Raw genomic sequence first — 18,418 nt, 5'->3', positions numbered from 1 at the left:
TTCTCCTATTTCCTTTGATATTCAAAGTATTTAATTGTATTACATGTACATACCGCCATTAACGGATAACACTTGTCCAGTTACATAACTTGCTTTAGCTAAATAAACAGCAGCTTGTGCAACTTCTTGTGCTTGTCCAATTCGTTTTAACGGAATAGTATCTATCATTGCTTTTTTTACATCTTCATTTAAAATATCTGTCATATCTGTATCAATATAACCGGGAGCAATTACATTACATGTAATACCACGAGGTGCTACTTCTTTAGCAACAGCTTTAGACAAACCAATAATACCTGCTTTTGATGCTGCATAATTTACTTGTCCAATATTACCTGCTAATCCAACAACGCTAGAAACATTGATAATACTACCAGAACGTTGCTTTAATAAAATTGGTACAGCATGTCTTATCATATTGAAGGTACCTTTTAAATTGATATTTAATACATTATCAAAGTCTTCTTCACTCATACGTAATAATAACTGGTCTTTTGTAATTCCTGCATTATTCACTAAAACATCTAATGAACCAAATGTTTCATGAGCTGTTTTTATCATTTCTTTTGCTTGATCAAATTGGCTTACATCTCCTAATACAACGGCACATTGAACACCGTAAGACGTTATTTCTGAAATAACATCCTCCGATACATGAGAACGTGCATTCAAAATAATATTAGCACCTTCTTTTGCAAAAGAAATGGCAATTTCTTTACCAATTCCTCGTGAACTACCTGTAATAAATACTGTTTTTCCTTTCAATGACTTCACTCCTCTAACGCATGAATAGCATGTTCAAATGATAATACATCTTCAACATTCATCACATGAACATTTTTATCAATTTTTTTAATAAATTTACTTAATATTTTTTTAGGACCAATTTCCACAAATGTTGTCGCACCTAAACGTATCATTTCTTGAATGGAGTCTTGAAAATAAACAGGATTTTCTATTTGTTTTGTTAAAACATCTGGAATAGAGAAAGAACGTATATCTTTAGCATACGTATTACAAATAACTGGTATAATCGGTTCATGAAATACTTCTTTTTCTAAAAATGGGCGTAATAAAACAGAGGCTTCATGCATCAGTTTTGTATGGAATGCACCACTCACAGATAAAGGTAAGTATTTCATCCCTCTTTCCGTTAAAAGTTGTTCCATAAGTAGAATACCTTTTTCTTCTCCAGAAATAACAATTTGTCCTGGCATATTATAATTTGCCGGAGCAACATAATAGGTACTTGTGTCACAAACTTGTTTGCATAGTGCTTCAAGTTCTTCACGTGGCATATTCATTACGGCAAGCATTTTAGACACTGTTTGTTGACTGACTTGCTCCATAAATTGAGCTCTTTTTTGTAAAAGTAACAATGCCTTTTCAAATGATAAAGTATTCGCACAAACTAAAGCACTGTATTCACCTAAACTTAGTCCTGCAACGATATTTGGTTGAATACCGTGACTAGAGAATAAGTGTGTTATTGCAACACTCATTGTGAAAATTGCTGGTTGTGTATAATAGGTTTGATTTAATTGTTCTTTTGTTAAAGATAAAATATCATAACCTAATAAGTCTTTAGCTTTATCATATATTTCTTTTACTTGTGGATATTTTTCATATAAGGTAGATCCCATTTTTTCATATTGAGCTCCTTGTCCACTAAAAACAAATGCTAATGTCATATTATTTACTCCAATACTCAATTTGTTTTTGAATAGTTTCTGAACATTCCCGCATATAATCTTGAATAATATCATGACATGTCTGTTCTTTAGAAATTAGACCAGCAATTTGCCCTGCCATCATAGATCCTCTTATTTTATCTCCCTCTACAACAGCACGTCTTAGTGCACCTCGTGCCATATTTTCTAAACGTTCAAAGTCAGGACTCTCTTTGCTTGTTTCTTCTTTTTCTGCTTGTAAATATTCTCTTGTTAATTTATTACGTAACACACGAACAGGATGTCCCGTTAATTGCCCTGTAATAACTGTATCAATATCTTTTGCTTTTAAAATGGCTTGCTTAAAATTGGCATGAGCATTCGATTCTTTTGCGACAACAAATCGTGTTCCAACTTGTATACCACTTGCTCCTAACATGTAGGCTGCTGCCATACCTCTACCGTCGCCAATACCTCCAGCAGCAATGACTGGTACACTCACAGCATCGACAACTTGTGGTAATAGTGCCATTGTTGTCGATTTTCCAATATGGCCACCTGCTTCCATTCCTTCAACGATAATAGCATCTGCTCCGTCGTTTTCCATACGTCTAGCAAGTGCAACAGACGCAACAACTGGAATAACAATAATACCCGCAGCTTTAAATTTATCCATATATTTTCCAGGACTACCTGCTCCTGTTGTGACAACTTTTACACCAGATTGACATACCACATCAACAACCTCTTGTACATGAGGATTTAATAACATAATGTTCACACCAAATGGTTTTGTCGTTTTTGCTTTTATATCAGCTATTTTTTCGGCAACAATCTCAGGGGTATCATGTCCTGTTCCAACAATGCCCAATCCTCCTGCATTTGATACAGCACTCGCTAAATCAGCATCAGCTACCCAAGCCATTGCACCTTGAAAAATAGGATATTGAATATTTAAAAGTTTGCATAAATGACTTTGCATATAACGCTCCATATATTTTGATATTCAAAGTATCTGTATAAAAATTCTTGTATTATCGTCAAATAACACGATATAACAAAGAACTTATTAGTTATTTAATTGTTCTTCAACATAAGCAACTAAATCAGATACTGTTTCAATATTTTCATCTGTATCAATTTTAACATCAAATGTGTCTTCAATATCGTTGATAACTTGGAATAAATCTAAACTATCTGCATCTAAATCTGATTTAAAGTTTGTTTCTAATGTTACTTCATCTTTTTCTTTATCTAATTGCTCCACAATAATATCTTGAATTTTTTCAAATGTTGTTGTCATAATGTATTCCTCCAAATTTATATATTTATAATAAGTGTTCCCCATGTTAAACCTCCACCAAAACCAGTCATCATAACTGTTTTCGTACCGTCTAAACAAATATGTCTAGTTTGACATAATTCATCTAATAAAATCGGAATACTTGCCGAAGATGTATTACCAAGACGGGAAATATTCATTGGAAATTTTTCAATGGGTTGTTTTAATTTTTTTGCAAATATGTCAATCATTCGTGCATTCGCTTGATGACACACATAATAATCAATCATGTCTGGCTTTAAAGACGTTTGTTGTAATGCATCTAGCATCTCTATTGGAACTTGTTTCGTTGCAAAATTAAAAATAGCTCTTCCGTCCATATCTAGTGCATGATGTTTACTGTCAATCGTACATAACGCATTTTGCACAGGCTGCTCTTTTGCTGTTAGTGCTTTATAATGTGAGCCATCACTATTTAAGGAGGCGTACATAATACTATTTTGACTGTCTTTTTTCAAAATCACACAGCCTGCACCGTCACCAAATAGAACACTCGTTTTTCTATCAGACCAATCGACCATTTTAGACATCACTTCTGCTCCAATGACCATACCATATTCACAAGATTGTGTATGAAACATACTGTCTGCAATCGTGAGTGCATAAATAAATCCACTGCACGCTGCACTTACATCAAAAGCAAATGCATTGATAGCACCTATTTTTTCTTGAATTAAACAGGCTGTACTTGGACTTATAAAATCAGGGCTCATTGTCGCAACAATAATAAATCCAATCTCTTCAGGTGAAATATCTACTTTTTCCAAAGCGTTAAGAGCAGCTTTAGCTCCTAAATCTGATGTGTTCTCATCTGTTGCAATATGTCGTTTTTGAATACCTGTTCGCTTATAAATCCATTCATCACTTGTATCAAGAAAGTTTGTCAAATCGTCATTTGATAAACTTGTTTTTGGTAAATAGGAACCTGTTGCAATAAGTCTTGTTCCCATATTATTTTTTTGAGTGTAACTGTTCTTGTTGCTTGTTTTGTAAAAAGTGATGTAAGTTTTCAAGTCCCATTTTTAAGATTTTGACATCTTCTGAATTCATACCTTTTAATGTTTCTTTTACCATTTCACGATGAAATTTGTCGTGTAAACGATAAAGCAACTTACCTTTTTTTGTTAAACCTAAACGAACAATGCGTTTATCTTTATCACGTCGAATACGCTCCACATAGCCTTTTCTTACTAGTGCATGAATGGCCACTGTTAACGTCCCAACCGTAATATTGAGTTTATTAGCTACTTCCGTAGATGTTGGTTCATCATATAATGTAATTGCTTCAATGGTATGCATTTCTTTAATGGATAAATCTGAAAATTGGCTCGTTTTTAATGCCGTTTCTTCAATGTTTAAAATTTCATTAAAGACTTTGACAAGATAACTATTGATTACATCTGTTTCAGTCAACTCAAATACTCCTTTACTCATGATATATCATACCAAATACTTTGAAACTCAAAGTTATTTGATGTTCAAAGTATATTAAAAAATAATCTATCTGTCAACAAAAAATATATTACATATAAAATAGTAAATATATTAATTGAGTTAGAAATCATCTATTCACATCATTATCAGATATATTCAATATTTTCAATAAATACTCTGTATAATTTTCATCACAAAATACTTTCTTAAAATCATCTTTTAATTGTTGTCCTCTACTTTCAAAATATTCATCAACATTTTCAGATGGATTTCTAAATATTTCATTTAAATAAAAATAATATTCTTTATTTTTTTTCATTAGTTCTCTCTTTTTAGAAAATTCCGCTATTTTATATTCCTCTAATCCATTTAAATCCCTAGATATTATCGTCAAATTAGATAAACGATTATCCTTTTTCTTAGCTTTAGAAACAATATGTTCTATTTCCCATTTATATGCATTAGAATCTGATTTTAATATTTCACTAAAATCTATTGTTGCATTACCATAATATTTTTCAAGTGTAATTAGAACAAATCTTGTAAAACGTTTGTTCTTTATTTTATAAAAATTACTTACTCTATCAATTTTTTCTATATAAAATTTCAATTTAATGACATCACTACCAGGTATTTGTCTTGTTGTATTAAAAAAATCTTTCCAAACACGTTCACCATATATTGATATAAAATTATTTTTAAATTTATTTTCCATTTATATTCACCTCATATAATAGATACACATACTTTAGATAAATTTTGAATATTTATAAATGATATAATATAACAGTACTATATATCTTTTTAGATAAAATGTATAGATAGTAAATAATATTCCACAAAAAATATATCTATAGTTCATATCAACTAACACTATTTTTTATTGATACTTACTCTGATTTATGCTGATACACAGAAAATGTTGCATCTAGTAAAGTCTTTGTATAAGGATGTTGTGCTAAATGTAATTCACTACTCTTTAAAATTTCCACAATCTCACCTTGATACATCACAAGTATTCTATCTGTCATTTGTTTCACAACAGCTAAATCATGACTAATAAAAATACTTGCCATTTGATACATTTGATGCAGTTGTTTGAGTAAATCTAAAATATTCTTTTGAACAGAAACATCTAAAGCACTCGTTGCCTCATCATAAATAACAATATCTGGATGAATAGAAATAGCTCTAGCAATCACAACTCTTTGGAGCTGTCCTCCACTAAGTTCATGAGGAAATGCCTCTAAATAGGATTCATCTAATCCAACAGAGGTTAATAATGTCTTTGCTGTTTGCTTTGCTTCTTCTCGGGTTTGAATACCATAATTGACTAAACTTTCAGATAGAAATGTACCAATACGCATTCTTGGACTAAATGCAGCTAAAGGATTTTGAAAAACCATTTGAATATGTTGACGATACTCTCGCATTTGTTTAGCATTAAACGTTGTCACATCTTTATTCTTATACCATATTTGTCCTTTTGTCACTGAATGTAAACCGAGTAGCACTTTTGCCAATGTACTTTTACCACTGCCACTTTCACCAACAATTCCTAGACATTCATTTTGATGTAAAGAAAAAGATATTTGTTTTAAAGCGGTATAATCCTGTTTGTTTTTAAATATTTTATCAACATTTTCAACACGTAAAATCATATCTTTATCCATTCTCTACCTCACTCAAACTTGGTGTTGCCTCAATTAAAGCTTTCGTATACGCTTCTTTTGGTCGATAAATAATATCATCTCTATTTCCATACTCGATAATTCGTCCGTCTTTCATCACAGCTATTTTATCACTCAAATAAGACGCAACACTCATATTATGCGTGACCATTAAAATAGCTGTTTCCTCTTTGGATAATTGAATAAAATGTTTCACAATATCTGCTTGTGTCGTTACATCTAAGGCACTCGTTGGTTCATCTGCCAATAATAATTTTGGTTTAAATGTTGTTGCCATAGCAATAGACACACGTTGCTGCATGCCTCCACTTAATTCAAATGGATAAGCATTTAATACTCTATCTACATCGCATAAATGTACTTTTTCTAACATCATTTTCTGTATGTGTTTTTGCTCTTGTTTATCTATTACACCGTGCAAACATAAATATTGTTCATATTGTTTACCTATTTTTTTCATCGGATTGAAAAAAGCACCCGGATTTTGAAAAATCATCGTCATATCTTTTCGATTCACACGATACATTGTTTTATTTTCATGGAGAGGTGTTTCTTCTAAATAAATCGTGCCCGTTTCTATTGTAGCCGTTGAATTTAATAAACCGGAAATCGCACTTAATAAAGTGCTTTTACCACTACCACTTTCACCAACGACTGTTAAAATCTCTCCTTTTTTCAACGATAAATTCACATGCTGTACGACACATTTTTCACCATAGTAAATAGACAGATTTTCTATTGACATAACATTTTTACACATAATATCCCTCTAATAATAGAATAGAGCTGAGAATCTCAGCCCTATTATTTATTCAACTGTTAAATCTTTCGTAATGAAGTAATAATCAATTGGGAAAGACACAACATTTTTCACTTTTTTAGTAGCAACTGAATTTGTAATACCTGTTGTTAAATAAATATTCGCAACATCTTTATTTAAAATTTGTTGACCTTGAATGGTTAATTCAACACGTTTTTGTTGATCAAATTCTGTTACCAATTCTTCAACAATTTTATCAAATTCTGGATTAGAGTAACTTCCAAAATTGTCTGTTCCATGTGTTGAGTAGTTTTGTTCCATAAAGCGTTTTGAATCACCAGTTGTTGCTGTAATGTAACTGAACAAGAAAATATCAAAGTCTTTCGCAACTTTAGATTCATTGATGTTTTCTGTTAAGTTAATATTCAATGCAATACCCACTTCTTTTAATTGTGATTGTAAAACTTCTGCCAAAGGCGATGCTTGCGCAAGGGACAATGTAAAGGCTAATTTTTTACCATCTTTTTCTAAAATGCCATCTGATCCTGCAACAAAACCAGCTTTTGCTAATAAATCTTTTGCTTTTTCAGAATCATACGATTGTTTATCAATTTTATCGTATCCATAACCTGCGCTTCGTGGGAAAGCTGCTCCAACAGCTTCTCCGCGTACAATTTTGGCTAATTTTTCTCTATCAATCGCATACGCCATTGCTTGTCGAATCTCTTTATCTTTTAAAAACGCATTTTTATGATTTAATGCCATATAATAAACGCGTAATGACGGAACTTCTAAAATTTGGAAGTCAGCATTTTTAGATAATTGTTCCAAACCAACGCCACTTATTTTTTGAGCAATTTGAACATCTCCTGATTGTAATGCTAATAAACGTGTATCGTCATCTTCAATATTACGAACAGTTAATGTATCTAATCCCGGTTTACCATTCCAATAATGTTCATTCGCAACTAATTCAATTTGTTCTTCTTTTTTCAATTCTTTAACAGCATAAGGTCCAGTTGTCACTGGTTTTGTTGCGATGCTTTCTTCTGGTTGAGATGTATCAATAATCGTAAACAATGGCTCTGTTAAGTTTGCTAACAATGAACCATAAGGCTCTGTTGTATGATAAAGTACATATTCTCCGTCAACTTCAATCTTATCTAATTTGGCATTACTTTTTGCACGCTCATCTTTTGAAATAACACGTTCAATACTTTTCTTCACATCTTCTGGTGTCATTACTTTTCCATTACTAAATTTAACACCTTGTCGAATGTGGAATTTCCAAGTTTTCTCATTCACAACTTCCCATTTATCTGCTAGTTGTGGCTCAAATTTCATGTGTTCATTGACTGTCACTAATGTTTCTGCTGCACCAATACGAGATAAAGTCCACGCATTCCATCCATTTGCTGGATCTAAATCATCTCCAAACCAATATAGTGCTGCTGTTAAATGTTTTGCTTCTTTTGTTTCGGCTTTTTCTTCCATTTTAGATGTTCCACACCCTACTAAAACGAATAATAAAGCAATCAAGATACTCCATTTAGATGTAAATTTTTTCAATGACATTTTTTTCTTCCTTTTTTCTTTTATATTTTCTTTTGGATCAAGAATTTCTCTTAAACTATCTCCCAATAAACTAAATAAAATTACACTTATAAAAATGGCTAATCCGGGAAAGACTAATAGCCACGGTGCATGTTGAATATATGGTTTTCCTTCACTCAACATATATCCCCACTCTGGATGAGGAGGTTGTGCTCCTAACCCTAATAAAGATAAACTTGATAGAGTGAGTAATTTCTCACTAAAATCTTGTGTTAATAAAACAAGTATATGCGGCATAATATTAGGTAATAAGTAGGTGAAAAACAATTTTGGTGTTTTGGCACCTCCTAATTTAGCTTCTTCAATAAATTCAGCATGTTTTAAAGATAAAATCATAGCACGTACAACACGAGCATAAGCTACCCACCCCGTCACACTAATTGCCACAATAATATTGACTGTACCTGTTCCTAATACACTAACAATCACAATCGTAAAAATCATACTTGGAAATGCTAAAATCATATCAGATAATCGCATCACAACGGTATCTACCCATTTATATGATAAAGCACATATAACCCCTAGTAACATACCTATTACAGCAACAAAACACACAATCGCAATGGCTGTCACTAATGACGTCATCCCACCATACAAAACACGAGAAAAAACATCTCTACCTAAATGATCTGTTCCCATTAAAAATGATGTGTTTGGCGATTGTAAAATATGTTCATAAAACAAATCATATGGACTATAAGGTGCTATGTATGGAGCTAAACAAATAATACCGAATAAGCAGATAATACCACTAATACATATAATAAATTGTTTATTCTTTAAGGCTCTTTTAATATACATTAAATATCCTCCAATCGAACACGAGGATTTAATACATGATACAATAAATCAACGATTAAATTGATACTGACAAAAATAATCGACATCCACAATACATAGCCTTGAATAATTGGATAATCTCTATTTTTAATAGCTTCCATGACTAAACGACCGACGCCTTGCCAACCAAAAATCGTTTCAATAATGACGGTACCACCTAATAAAGCACCAATGGTCATCCCAAAATTTGTTAGAACTGGTAATAACGCATTGGGTAAAATCTCTTTTAACATAATATGTCGATAAGAAAAACCTAATGATTTCAAACCTTTTACATAATCTTTTTGATGTTCTTCTAATATTTGATTGCGAATCTGCCTTGTATAAACAGCAATCATCCATATAGATAAGGTCAACATAGGCAAAATAAGATGTCTAAACGTACCATATCCTGACACAGGTAATAATTGAAAGGACACAGAAAATGTATAAATCAAAATGAGTGCTACCCAAAAACTAGGCATCGCAACACCCAAAAACGAAAAAAAACGTATCAGATAATCTATCCATTTTCTTTCATAAATAGCAGATACTATCCCCAAAAATAGACTAGATATTGCAGAAACAAACGTAGTTGCTGAAACTAATACAAGCGTATTCGGAATTGTTTCCTTTAATTTGTCTGATACTGGTTTTTGATAACGATAAGACATTCCTAAATCACCTTTAGAAATATTCGATAACCAACTAATATACTGTTCTAAAAAAGATTTATTTAAACCTAATTTTTCTTTCTCTTTTTCAATAACTGACTTATCTACTTGTTGTTGCATGTTTTCATACTTCATTGTAATAGGATCTGATGCAATGACATTCATCAGTGAAAAAGTTATGAAAGATATGCCAAACATCACAAAAACAAGTTGTATCAATCTTTTCCAAATAACTTTCTTCATATTAAAACGATACTCATCATCCTTTCTTTAAAGTAAACAATCGTAAACACTTCTATTTACAACTATATTCTACATCATTAAGATTTGAATATCAATATAAAAATAGACTTTATTACGTTTTACGAAAGAAAATAATTTATCGAAAAACACTCATTTTCATTGATATAATTAGATCTTTTAATATCATTTAAATTTTTCAAGAAAAAGAAAACGATATAAATCGAAATAAACTTTTTATCATAATACATAAAATGATACATCTATTAGTCTATAAATAAATCATGTTGGTGGAGCTATCCACCAACATGATTTATTATAGAGCCTAATTTAAAAGGTGTTGATAGCTTCCTTTCGGAAGGCTATCAACACCTAAAAGGCTATACCTTTTGATAAATAAACTAATCTTTAGCTGTTAAAGCAGCCATTGTAATATAGTTATAAGGTTTGTTGAAGTGTGGTAAGAAGAAGATGTCTAATAAAGCTAATCTTTCAATTGTTACTTTTTCTTGAATAGCTAATGAGAACATATGAATACCCATTGACATATCTTCTTTAGATGCCATTTGGCAACCTAAGACAACACGAGTGTCTTTGTCGTAAACGATTTTGATTTTTACTTCATGGTTGTCATGTTCAATAAATTCTGGTTTTTGTAAATCAGAAAATTCTGTAACAACAGCATTATATCCAGCACGTTTTGCTTTTTCTAATGTTAAACCTGTTGATACCATTTTTAGATCATAAATACAAATACCGTTTGAACCTTGTACACCAATTGATTCTAAATGTTTACCAGCTACATTGTGTGCAGCAACTAAACCTGAACGAACAGCATTTGTTGCTAATGCAATGTAACTTGTATCGTTAATTGAGTTATCATAAACTGTTGCACAGTCACCAATCGCATAAACATCTTTCATGCTTGTTTCTTGAGATTTGTTAACTAAGAATGCACCATTTCTGAATAATTCTAATCGACCATTTCCTAATGCTGTATTTGGACGGAAACCAACAGCTAAAATAACCATATCAACATCAAATGTTTCTTTATCTGTTACTAAGCGTTCAACTTTACCATTTCCTTCAACAGCTTGTACTGTTTGACCAAATGCTAATTTAATATTGTGATCTTTTAAGTTTTGGCTCATCAATTCTGTGAAATCTTTGTCATAGTATCCACCTAAACATGTTTCAGCAACATCTACTAAAGTAACTTCTTTACCTAAGCGTTCAAATGCTTCAGCAAGTTCTACACCAATATAACCCGCACCAACAACTGCAACACGTTTGATGTCTTTATTTTTTAATTTTTCAATCACTTCTTCAGAGTTTTGGTACAATTTAACAAATTGTAAGTTTTCTAAAGTTGCTTTAAATTCACGTGTACCTGGTACTAATTCAACACCTTTAATTGGTGGAATAATTGGTTGTGAACCTGTTGCTAAAATCAATTTTTCGTATGATTCAACATGTTTTTCAGTACCGTTAATCAGTACGTGAACTTCTTTTTTATCAAAATCAATTGATTCAACTGGTGAATTCATATAAACTTTTGCACCAGCAGCTTCTAATTTTTGTTTGTCTGAATAGAATAATCCTTCTGGACCTGCAATTTGTTTCCCAATCCATAAAGCCATTCCGCAACCTAAAAATGAAATATTTGAGTTTTGGTCAAATACAACAACTTCATTTTGATCGCCATAATTTCCTAAGATTGTATTGATACACGCTGTACCGGCATGGTTTGCTCCGACAACAACAATTTTACTCATCTGTTTATCCAACCTTTCTATTGTGAAAAATGTAATTTGCAATAGTATGATAACTCTTACTACACTACATAGTATAACACATTTTTTTTCTGTTGCAATCTTATTTATATACGTTTCCATATTTATTTTGGAGGTATTTTTCACCATATTTATCCAAAATTTTCAAGTTCTATAATAAAGTGTACTAGTCAATGTATTTAATAGTCTTTTCAACGATAGAAAAAGGTAGTGAATGAGAATAACCATTCACTACCTTTTATTTTTAGTATCTTCTTCTCGTCGTTTCTGTAGTTGTTTCAGTTGTCGTTGTTTGATTTTGTTTTCCTCTTGAAATGGTAATCGTTACTTCAACACCCTCTTTAATTACTGACCCTGCAGGAATAGATTGTTGGATCACAGTACCAACTGGATTTTCAGAATACTCTTGTTTTAGAATATATGTCACACCTAAGTCACTTAATTGATTTTCAACAAATTCTTTACTAGAGCCGTATAGATTTGGCATTGTAATTTCTTTTTTACCAATACTCACAAAAAATTTCACACTCGTTTGTGTTGGGTTTACTTTTGTTCCAGCTGTAATGGACTGATCGACAATATAGCCTTCTTTAACTGTATTACTATGAACCTCTTCTTTTGTGACATTAAATCCTTCAGAAACCAATTTCCCTTTGACTGTTTCAAATAATTGGTTAGTATAATTTTCAAAAGTAATTTCTCCCGAACTTACTGTAAAAGTAACAACGGTTCCTTTTGGTGTCACTTTCGTACCACTTTGGATACTTTGCGATATGATATATCCCGCTTTAACCGTTGCACTCGCTTCTGTTTTACGTTCAATGATATATCCTTTTTTTATCAGTTCTGTATAAATAGCACTGTATTCTTTATTCGTGTAGTCCTCAAATGTTTCCATATTTTCTCCTGAACTCACATATAAAATCACTTTGCTATTTTGTTTCACCACAGTATTACTTTTTGGATCTGTCTTAATTGCCATACCTTCTTTGACAGTATCACTTTTTTCTTTTTCTACTTTTTCAACAATTAACCCAATATCTGCTAACAATTTAGTAGCATCTACTTCTGTTTTTCCAACAACCTCTGGCACTTGGACATCTTTAGGTCTATTAGCTAGTAAAAACATTGTTCCTGCACCAATAACGAGCAAGGCAGCAAATAACATCGCAAACAAAACAAAACCTTTTTTACTCTTTTTCTTTTGCGGTTTAAATGTTGGCTTGGACGGGGGAGTCTTAGGTTTTACGACAACATTGCCACTCACATTACTAGGCTGTTTCACAACTGGTTTACCGCTAGGTTCTATAAATTTCTTTTCATTTTGTCGACTTAATTTTAGACAGGTTCTTAAATCTTGTAACATGCTCGTACATGACGGATAACGATATTTTGGATTTTTAGTAGTCGCTCTTAATAAAACATTTTCTAAACTTTGCGGTACTGTTTGAACAGCATTTTCAACAATACTCGGCATTGGACTTTGGAAATGTTTCATGGCAATAGATACAGCTGAATCTCCATTAAATGGCACTTCTCCCATAATCAATTCATACAAAATAATCCCTAAAGCATAAATATCAGATTGATTCGTAGCTGAGCCGCCTCTAGATTGTTCAGGTGAAAGGTAATGAATAGAGCCTACCAGAGTATTAGTTTGTGTAACGGCTGTATCACTCAATCCGATCGCAATACCAAAATCAGTAATTTTAATCACTCCGTCTTTTCTGATTAAAATATTTTGTGTTTTTAAGTCACGGTGAATAATCCCTTTATGATGCGCAACAGAAACAGCATTGACGACTTGTGTCATAATGTTGACAACTTCAACCAATGATAGTGGATAATGTTCACGAATATACTGCTTCAAATCAGTTCCGTCAACATGTTCCATAACTAAATATCTATTTTGCCCATCATCGTCTACGTCGTATAACTCTACAATATTTTCATGAACAAGTTCACTGACTGCACGTGCTTCACGTTGAAATCTTTTTAATGTTTTTTCATCATTATAAAAATCGTAGCGTAAAATTTTAACAGCGACTTGTCTATCCAAAATTAAATCTTTCGCTAAATAGACTGTTGCCGTACCACCGCTACCAATAAAACGTTCAAGTTTATAACGTTGACTTAGAACATCTCCAACTGCTACCATTATTACCCTCTCCTTTCATTTTGTTCTTCATATTTCATAATCAATACACTAATATTATCTCGTCCTCCAGCGACATTGGCTTTCTGTATCAATCCTTTGACACGATCATCAACTGCTGGATATTCTTTAAATGATGATGCAATTTCTTCATCTGAGAGCATGTCTGTTAATCCGTCGGAACAAATCAATATACCGTCATTATCTATCAAAGTCACTGTTGTAACATCTATTTGTACTGTTTTTTTATTACCAACAGCTCTTGTAATGACATGCTTCATCGGATGATTTTTAGCTTCTTCTTCATTTAAACCACCTAAAGCTAACAAATCATTCACAAGTGTATGATCATACGTTACTTGTTTAATAGCCCCGTGTCGATAAACATACACACGACTATCTCCCACATGTGCTGTAATCAATTTATCATCTATCATAATCGCACAGACAATCGTTGTTGACATACCTTTTAAATCTGAGAAACGATTTGCTTGATTAAATATTAGCTCATTAACTTCTTCTATTCGTGATGTTAACCAATGGGAAATAGTATCCATAGTGATGTCTTTTTCTTGTTTCCACATATCTCCCATATATGTTAAAGCTGTTTTGCTTGCAACTTCTCCAGATTGATGTCCCCCAACACCGTCGCATAAAACACATAAATATAAACCGTCTTTATTTTGAAAAACGTCAACGGCGTCTTCATTTATGACACGTTTCATACCTACATCTGTTTGAAAAGCTATTTTCATTGGTACACCTCCATTCTATTTTATACGTTTCAAACAACAAATATAAAACCCATCTGTGCCGAACATATGTGGTAATATACTAATTTCTCCGTATTCAGTATAACATTCTTTTGGTAATTTTAAATCATATAATGGCACTCTCTCAAAATTAGTATGTGTTTTTAAAAATTGTGCCATTCGTTTTTCGTTTTCTTCCAAAGTCACGGTACACGTACTATAAATTAAACGTCCTCCAACGGCAACTTTAGGAAAGACACTTTCAAGAATATCCTCTTGTATAGCAGAAAGTGAGGAAATTGTATCAAACACTTTACTATATTTAATATCTGGTTTACGCCGCATCAATCCTAAACCGGAGCACGGAGCATCTACAAACACCTTATCAAAATAATTATCTGAAAAAGACGACACATCTCGAGCATCTTTTATCATAGCCTCCACAACATCATCTACGTGAAGTCGTTTTGCATTTTCTTCAATCAATTTGATTTTATGTTCGTATAAATCCAATGCATAGACTATACCACCCTTTTCTTTATTTAAAAAATGAGCGATATGTGTTGTTTTTCCACCTGGTGCCGCACATGCATCTAATACTTTATCACTTTCCTCCAAGGCTCCACACAATGCAACAAGCATTGAACTTTCATCTTGAATCGTAATATCTCCTTGTAAAAATAAAGATGTTTGCGCAACATGCCCCGAATGTATACGTATACCATTTGGTGCCAATGGACTTTTTTCACACATAAATGTCTGACTTAATTGATTTATTGCTTTATCTACATCATATGCTCGAACAGATAGATAAGGTTTCTCGAGTAATGAGTATCCTATTTTTTCTGTTTCTTCTAAACCATAAAGTGTATCAAAATACGTCACTAGCCACATAGGCAAACTCGTACGTAGTGACACAACTTCTTTTGTTCTTGGTTGCATCATTAAATGAGATAAACGTTCTTTCCCATTTCTATCAATATTTCGCAACACACCATTCACAAAATTAACAATACTTTGACCAGCTTTGATTTTTGTAATTTCACTCGCTTCATTCAAAATAGCATATGCAGGAATTTTATCGAGAAATATCATTTGAAAAGTAGATAATCGTAAAATTGTTCGTAACCATAAAGGAATTGCTTTTTTTACATAAGGTTCTAGTAGATAATCCAATGTCAATCGTCTTTGTGTGACGCCGTAAACAATCTCTGTTAATAAATTAGCATCTATTGTAGATAAAGGTACTTCTTTTAAGACAGCATCTAACTTTAAATTGACATAAGCTTGATTTTGTTCGACATCTACTAAAATTTTCATGGCTAAATATCGTACTGTTTTTTTACGTTGTGCTTTTGTTAATTCGATTGACTTATTTTTCAAAACAATCTCCTTTTTCTAATCGAGCACCACTACCACGACAAAAATCAGCAATAGACATTTTTGATTTCCCAGACGGTTGTACTACTTTTAGTGATAATACTGTGTGCTCTCCACAAGCGACAAAAATTTCTGTATCTGTTATATTTATCATTGTTCCAACTGGTTCATTCGTCTGTTCTTGAACAGGAATAGCCTCCCATATTTTAAACCGTTCACCGTGCAATAATGTATAAGCACCCGGCCAACTATTCATAGCTCTAACTTGACGATTGATGTCAGTGGCAGTTTGATGCCAATTTATTTTTTCTTGTTCTCTTGAAATATTTGGTGAAAAAATCACTTTTGACTCATCTTGTTTGATTGGTTGTATAGTGTCTTCAAATAAACATGGTAAAGTTTCGATCAATAATTCTCTACCTAATAAGCTTAATGAATCAAATAACGTTTCTACAGTGTCTGTTTCTAAAATATCAATAGCTTTTTGATTTAATATATCTCCAGCATCCATTTTTGGTTCCATATACATAATACTTACACCCGTTTGTGTTTCTCCATTCATAATGGCATATTGGACAGGAGCTCCTCCTCTATATTTCGGTAACAAAGAAGCATGTACATTGATTGCACGATATGTTGGATGATTTAATAAAACAGACGGTAAAAATTGTCCGTAAGCTGCTGTGACAATTAAATCAATATCTAAAGATAAAAGTGTTTCTAACTCTTGCGAACCAACCAATTTCTCTGGTTGATACACATCAATGCCATGTAGCAACGCTTCACGTTTTACAGGAGAAGGAGTTAATACTTTTTTTCGCCCAACCAATCTATCTGGTTGTGTCACAACACCAATAACCTCATATTCACTTTCAACTAATGCTCTTAAAATGGGAACAGAAAATTCAGGTGTTCCCATAAATACTATTTTTTTAGACATATAAAACTCCTTTATCCAAGGCTCATGAAAAATTCATATAAAACTATTATATCAAGCAATAAAAAGACTTGCAAAGAATACTTCTGAAAAGCTCTAAAAAATTTGACTTATGAAAATCTATCTCCTATAATCTCTAAATGATATAAAAATGGAGGTAATTTTTATGCAGAAAAATTTTTCAAAAACAGTGATATTTTTATCTACTTTTATTTTGTGTGCTTGCTCAAATCAATCACAACAAAATATATCACATTCTGTCACAACAACGACAACACAACAAACAACTGCGCAGCAGACAATAATGAAACAATCTTCTACACAAACATCATCAACAGTTGATTATGACGTCAATGAGATTGTAGCATTAGTAAAAAAAGATTTTCCTGATTTTGACATTGAAAGTATCAGTTTAACATTAAATGTCCCTACTCCTTTATTTGAAGTAGACTTAATTGGTAATGATTCAGAAAAAACAATTCAAGTAAATACACAAACAAAAGATAAAGTCATTTTAAAGGAAGAGATGTTAGACAGTGATGAAAGAAATGGTGTTGAACGTCAAAAAGAAGCAATCAACACAAGTTCTTTATCTAGCATCACAAATGTTTTGAATGCTGTGAAACAAACATTAGCAGTAGATACTGTCACAAAAATCAGTCTGGATCAAGAATTAGGTATCACTTATTGGGAAGTAGAACTATATAGTGCCAACCAGAAAAAAGAAGTTAAAGTTGATAATGCAACATTAAAAGTTCTTGAGATTGATCATGATTAGTCACTATTTATTTAACAATACTCAAAAAGGCTTGAAAACATTGATTTCAAGCCTTTTTCAGACTGTTGACAAATTAAAATGTCGACAGTCTTTTTTCGTATCAGACGTTAAGTTGTACGGCTTACCACGATGTACACGATACATCGCTCGTTCTCTACCATGTGCGAGAACGAAGCCATTCGTACCACAACGTCTGATACGATAATAACGCTTAAAAGTGGTATAATAGAGATAAGAAAAAGGAGGGAAAAATCTATGTTTTATAAAGAAACTCACCCAAATGATGAAATCATATTAAACACATTGTCCGAATTAGTACCAAAAGACCATTTACTACGTAAAATTGATAAATCAATTGATTTCAATTTTATTTATG

The 18,418-nt window shown here is 32.2% G+C and carries 17 protein-coding genes; 1 reads left to right on the top strand and 16 read right to left on the bottom strand.

Features of this window, described 5'->3' with window-relative positions; all coding sequences use genetic code 11:
• Positions 1–39: 39 nt before the first annotated feature.
• The 16 genes from fabG to fmt all read right to left on the bottom strand — a co-directional run bounded on the left by fabG (position 40) and on the right by fmt (position 17,267).
• Entirely contained in the window at positions 40–765 is a 726-nt protein-coding gene (gene fabG, locus GMA06_RS06415; RefSeq protein ID WP_205426261.1) for a 3-oxoacyl-[acyl-carrier-protein] reductase, read from the bottom strand.
• A 5-nt stretch (positions 766–770) separates the two neighbouring features.
• Positions 771–1,691 (bottom strand): ACP S-malonyltransferase, encoded by a 921-nt coding sequence (gene fabD, locus GMA06_RS06410; protein ID WP_163562070.1) that lies wholly within the window; start codon positions 1,689–1,691, stop codon positions 771–773.
• Between the two features lies 1 nt (position 1,692).
• On the bottom strand, positions 1,693–2,652 hold the full coding sequence (gene fabK, locus GMA06_RS06405; protein WP_163562069.1) for an enoyl-[acyl-carrier-protein] reductase FabK: 960 nt from the start codon (positions 2,650–2,652) through the stop codon (positions 1,693–1,695).
• Positions 2,653–2,739: 87 nt separating this feature from the next.
• Positions 2,740–2,973: an acyl carrier protein gene (locus tag GMA06_RS06400; RefSeq protein WP_240328858.1), complete on the bottom strand. Its 234-nt coding sequence runs from the start codon at positions 2,971–2,973 to the stop codon at positions 2,740–2,742.
• Between the two features lie 17 nt (positions 2,974–2,990).
• Positions 2,991–3,962: a beta-ketoacyl-ACP synthase III gene (locus GMA06_RS06395; protein ID WP_163562068.1), complete on the bottom strand. Its 972-nt coding sequence runs from the start codon at positions 3,960–3,962 to the stop codon at positions 2,991–2,993.
• 1 nt (position 3,963) lies between these two features.
• On the bottom strand, positions 3,964–4,425 hold the full coding sequence (locus GMA06_RS06390; RefSeq protein ID WP_240328857.1) for a MarR family transcriptional regulator: 462 nt from the start codon (positions 4,423–4,425) through the stop codon (positions 3,964–3,966).
• Positions 4,426–4,573: 148 nt separating this feature from the next.
• A complete protein-coding gene (locus tag GMA06_RS06385) occupies positions 4,574–5,161 on the bottom strand; it encodes an HNH endonuclease domain-containing protein (protein WP_163545568.1) in 588 nt (195 codons plus the stop codon).
• 175 nt (positions 5,162–5,336) lie between these two features.
• Complete coding sequence (locus GMA06_RS06380; RefSeq protein ID WP_163545567.1) at positions 5,337–6,119, bottom strand: dipeptide/oligopeptide/nickel ABC transporter ATP-binding protein; 783 nt, start codon at positions 6,117–6,119, stop codon at positions 5,337–5,339.
• Positions 6,112–6,882: an ABC transporter ATP-binding protein gene (locus GMA06_RS06375; protein WP_205426259.1), complete on the bottom strand. Its 771-nt coding sequence runs from the start codon at positions 6,880–6,882 to the stop codon at positions 6,112–6,114. Before GMA06_RS06375 ends, GMA06_RS06380 begins: the two co-directional genes overlap by 8 nt.
• A 63-nt stretch (positions 6,883–6,945) precedes the next feature.
• Positions 6,946–9,315: an ABC transporter substrate-binding protein gene (locus GMA06_RS06370; RefSeq protein WP_163545565.1), complete on the bottom strand. Its 2,370-nt coding sequence runs from the start codon at positions 9,313–9,315 to the stop codon at positions 6,946–6,948.
• Positions 9,315–10,250 carry a nickel ABC transporter permease gene (nikB, locus tag GMA06_RS06365; protein ID WP_163545564.1) on the bottom strand — a complete coding sequence of 312 codons (936 nt, stop codon included), beginning with the start codon at positions 10,248–10,250 and terminating at the stop codon, positions 9,315–9,317. The genes GMA06_RS06370 and nikB overlap by 1 nt, the downstream gene beginning before the upstream one ends.
• 398 nt (positions 10,251–10,648) lie before the next feature.
• A complete protein-coding gene (locus tag GMA06_RS06360; protein ID WP_163562066.1) occupies positions 10,649–12,022 on the bottom strand; it encodes an FAD-dependent oxidoreductase in 1,374 nt (457 codons plus the stop codon).
• Positions 12,023–12,284: 262 nt separating this feature from the next.
• Positions 12,285–14,198, bottom strand: coding sequence for a Stk1 family PASTA domain-containing Ser/Thr kinase (gene pknB, locus GMA06_RS06355; protein WP_163545562.1), 1,914 nt, complete (start codon positions 14,196–14,198; stop codon positions 12,285–12,287).
• A 2-nt stretch (positions 14,199–14,200) separates the two neighbouring features.
• Positions 14,201–14,950 (bottom strand): Stp1/IreP family PP2C-type Ser/Thr phosphatase, encoded by a 750-nt coding sequence (locus GMA06_RS06350; RefSeq protein ID WP_163545561.1) that lies wholly within the window; start codon positions 14,948–14,950, stop codon positions 14,201–14,203.
• 15 nt (positions 14,951–14,965) lie between these two features.
• The gene (gene rsmB / locus GMA06_RS06345; RefSeq protein WP_240328856.1) at positions 14,966–16,330 is read right to left on the bottom strand and encodes a 16S rRNA (cytosine(967)-C(5))-methyltransferase RsmB; all 1,365 of its coding nucleotides are present in this window, start codon (positions 16,328–16,330) and stop codon (positions 14,966–14,968) included.
• Entirely contained in the window at positions 16,320–17,267 is a 948-nt protein-coding gene (gene fmt, locus GMA06_RS06340) for a methionyl-tRNA formyltransferase (protein ID WP_163562065.1), read from the bottom strand. The genes rsmB and fmt overlap by 11 nt, the downstream gene beginning before the upstream one ends.
• A gap of 163 nt (positions 17,268–17,430) precedes the next feature.
• On the opposite strand from fmt, the gene GMA06_RS06335 reads away from it, so the two are divergent.
• On the top strand, positions 17,431–18,042 hold the full coding sequence (locus GMA06_RS06335; protein ID WP_163562064.1) for a PepSY domain-containing protein: 612 nt from the start codon (positions 17,431–17,433) through the stop codon (positions 18,040–18,042).
• The last annotated feature ends 376 nt before the right edge of the window (positions 18,043–18,418 follow it).

The sequence above is a fragment of the Granulicatella sp. zg-84 genome (genome assembly GCF_010892375.1).
GTDB lineage: Bacteria > Bacillota > Bacilli > Lactobacillales > Aerococcaceae > WM01.
This window is presented reverse-complemented; position numbering and strand designations above follow the sequence as displayed.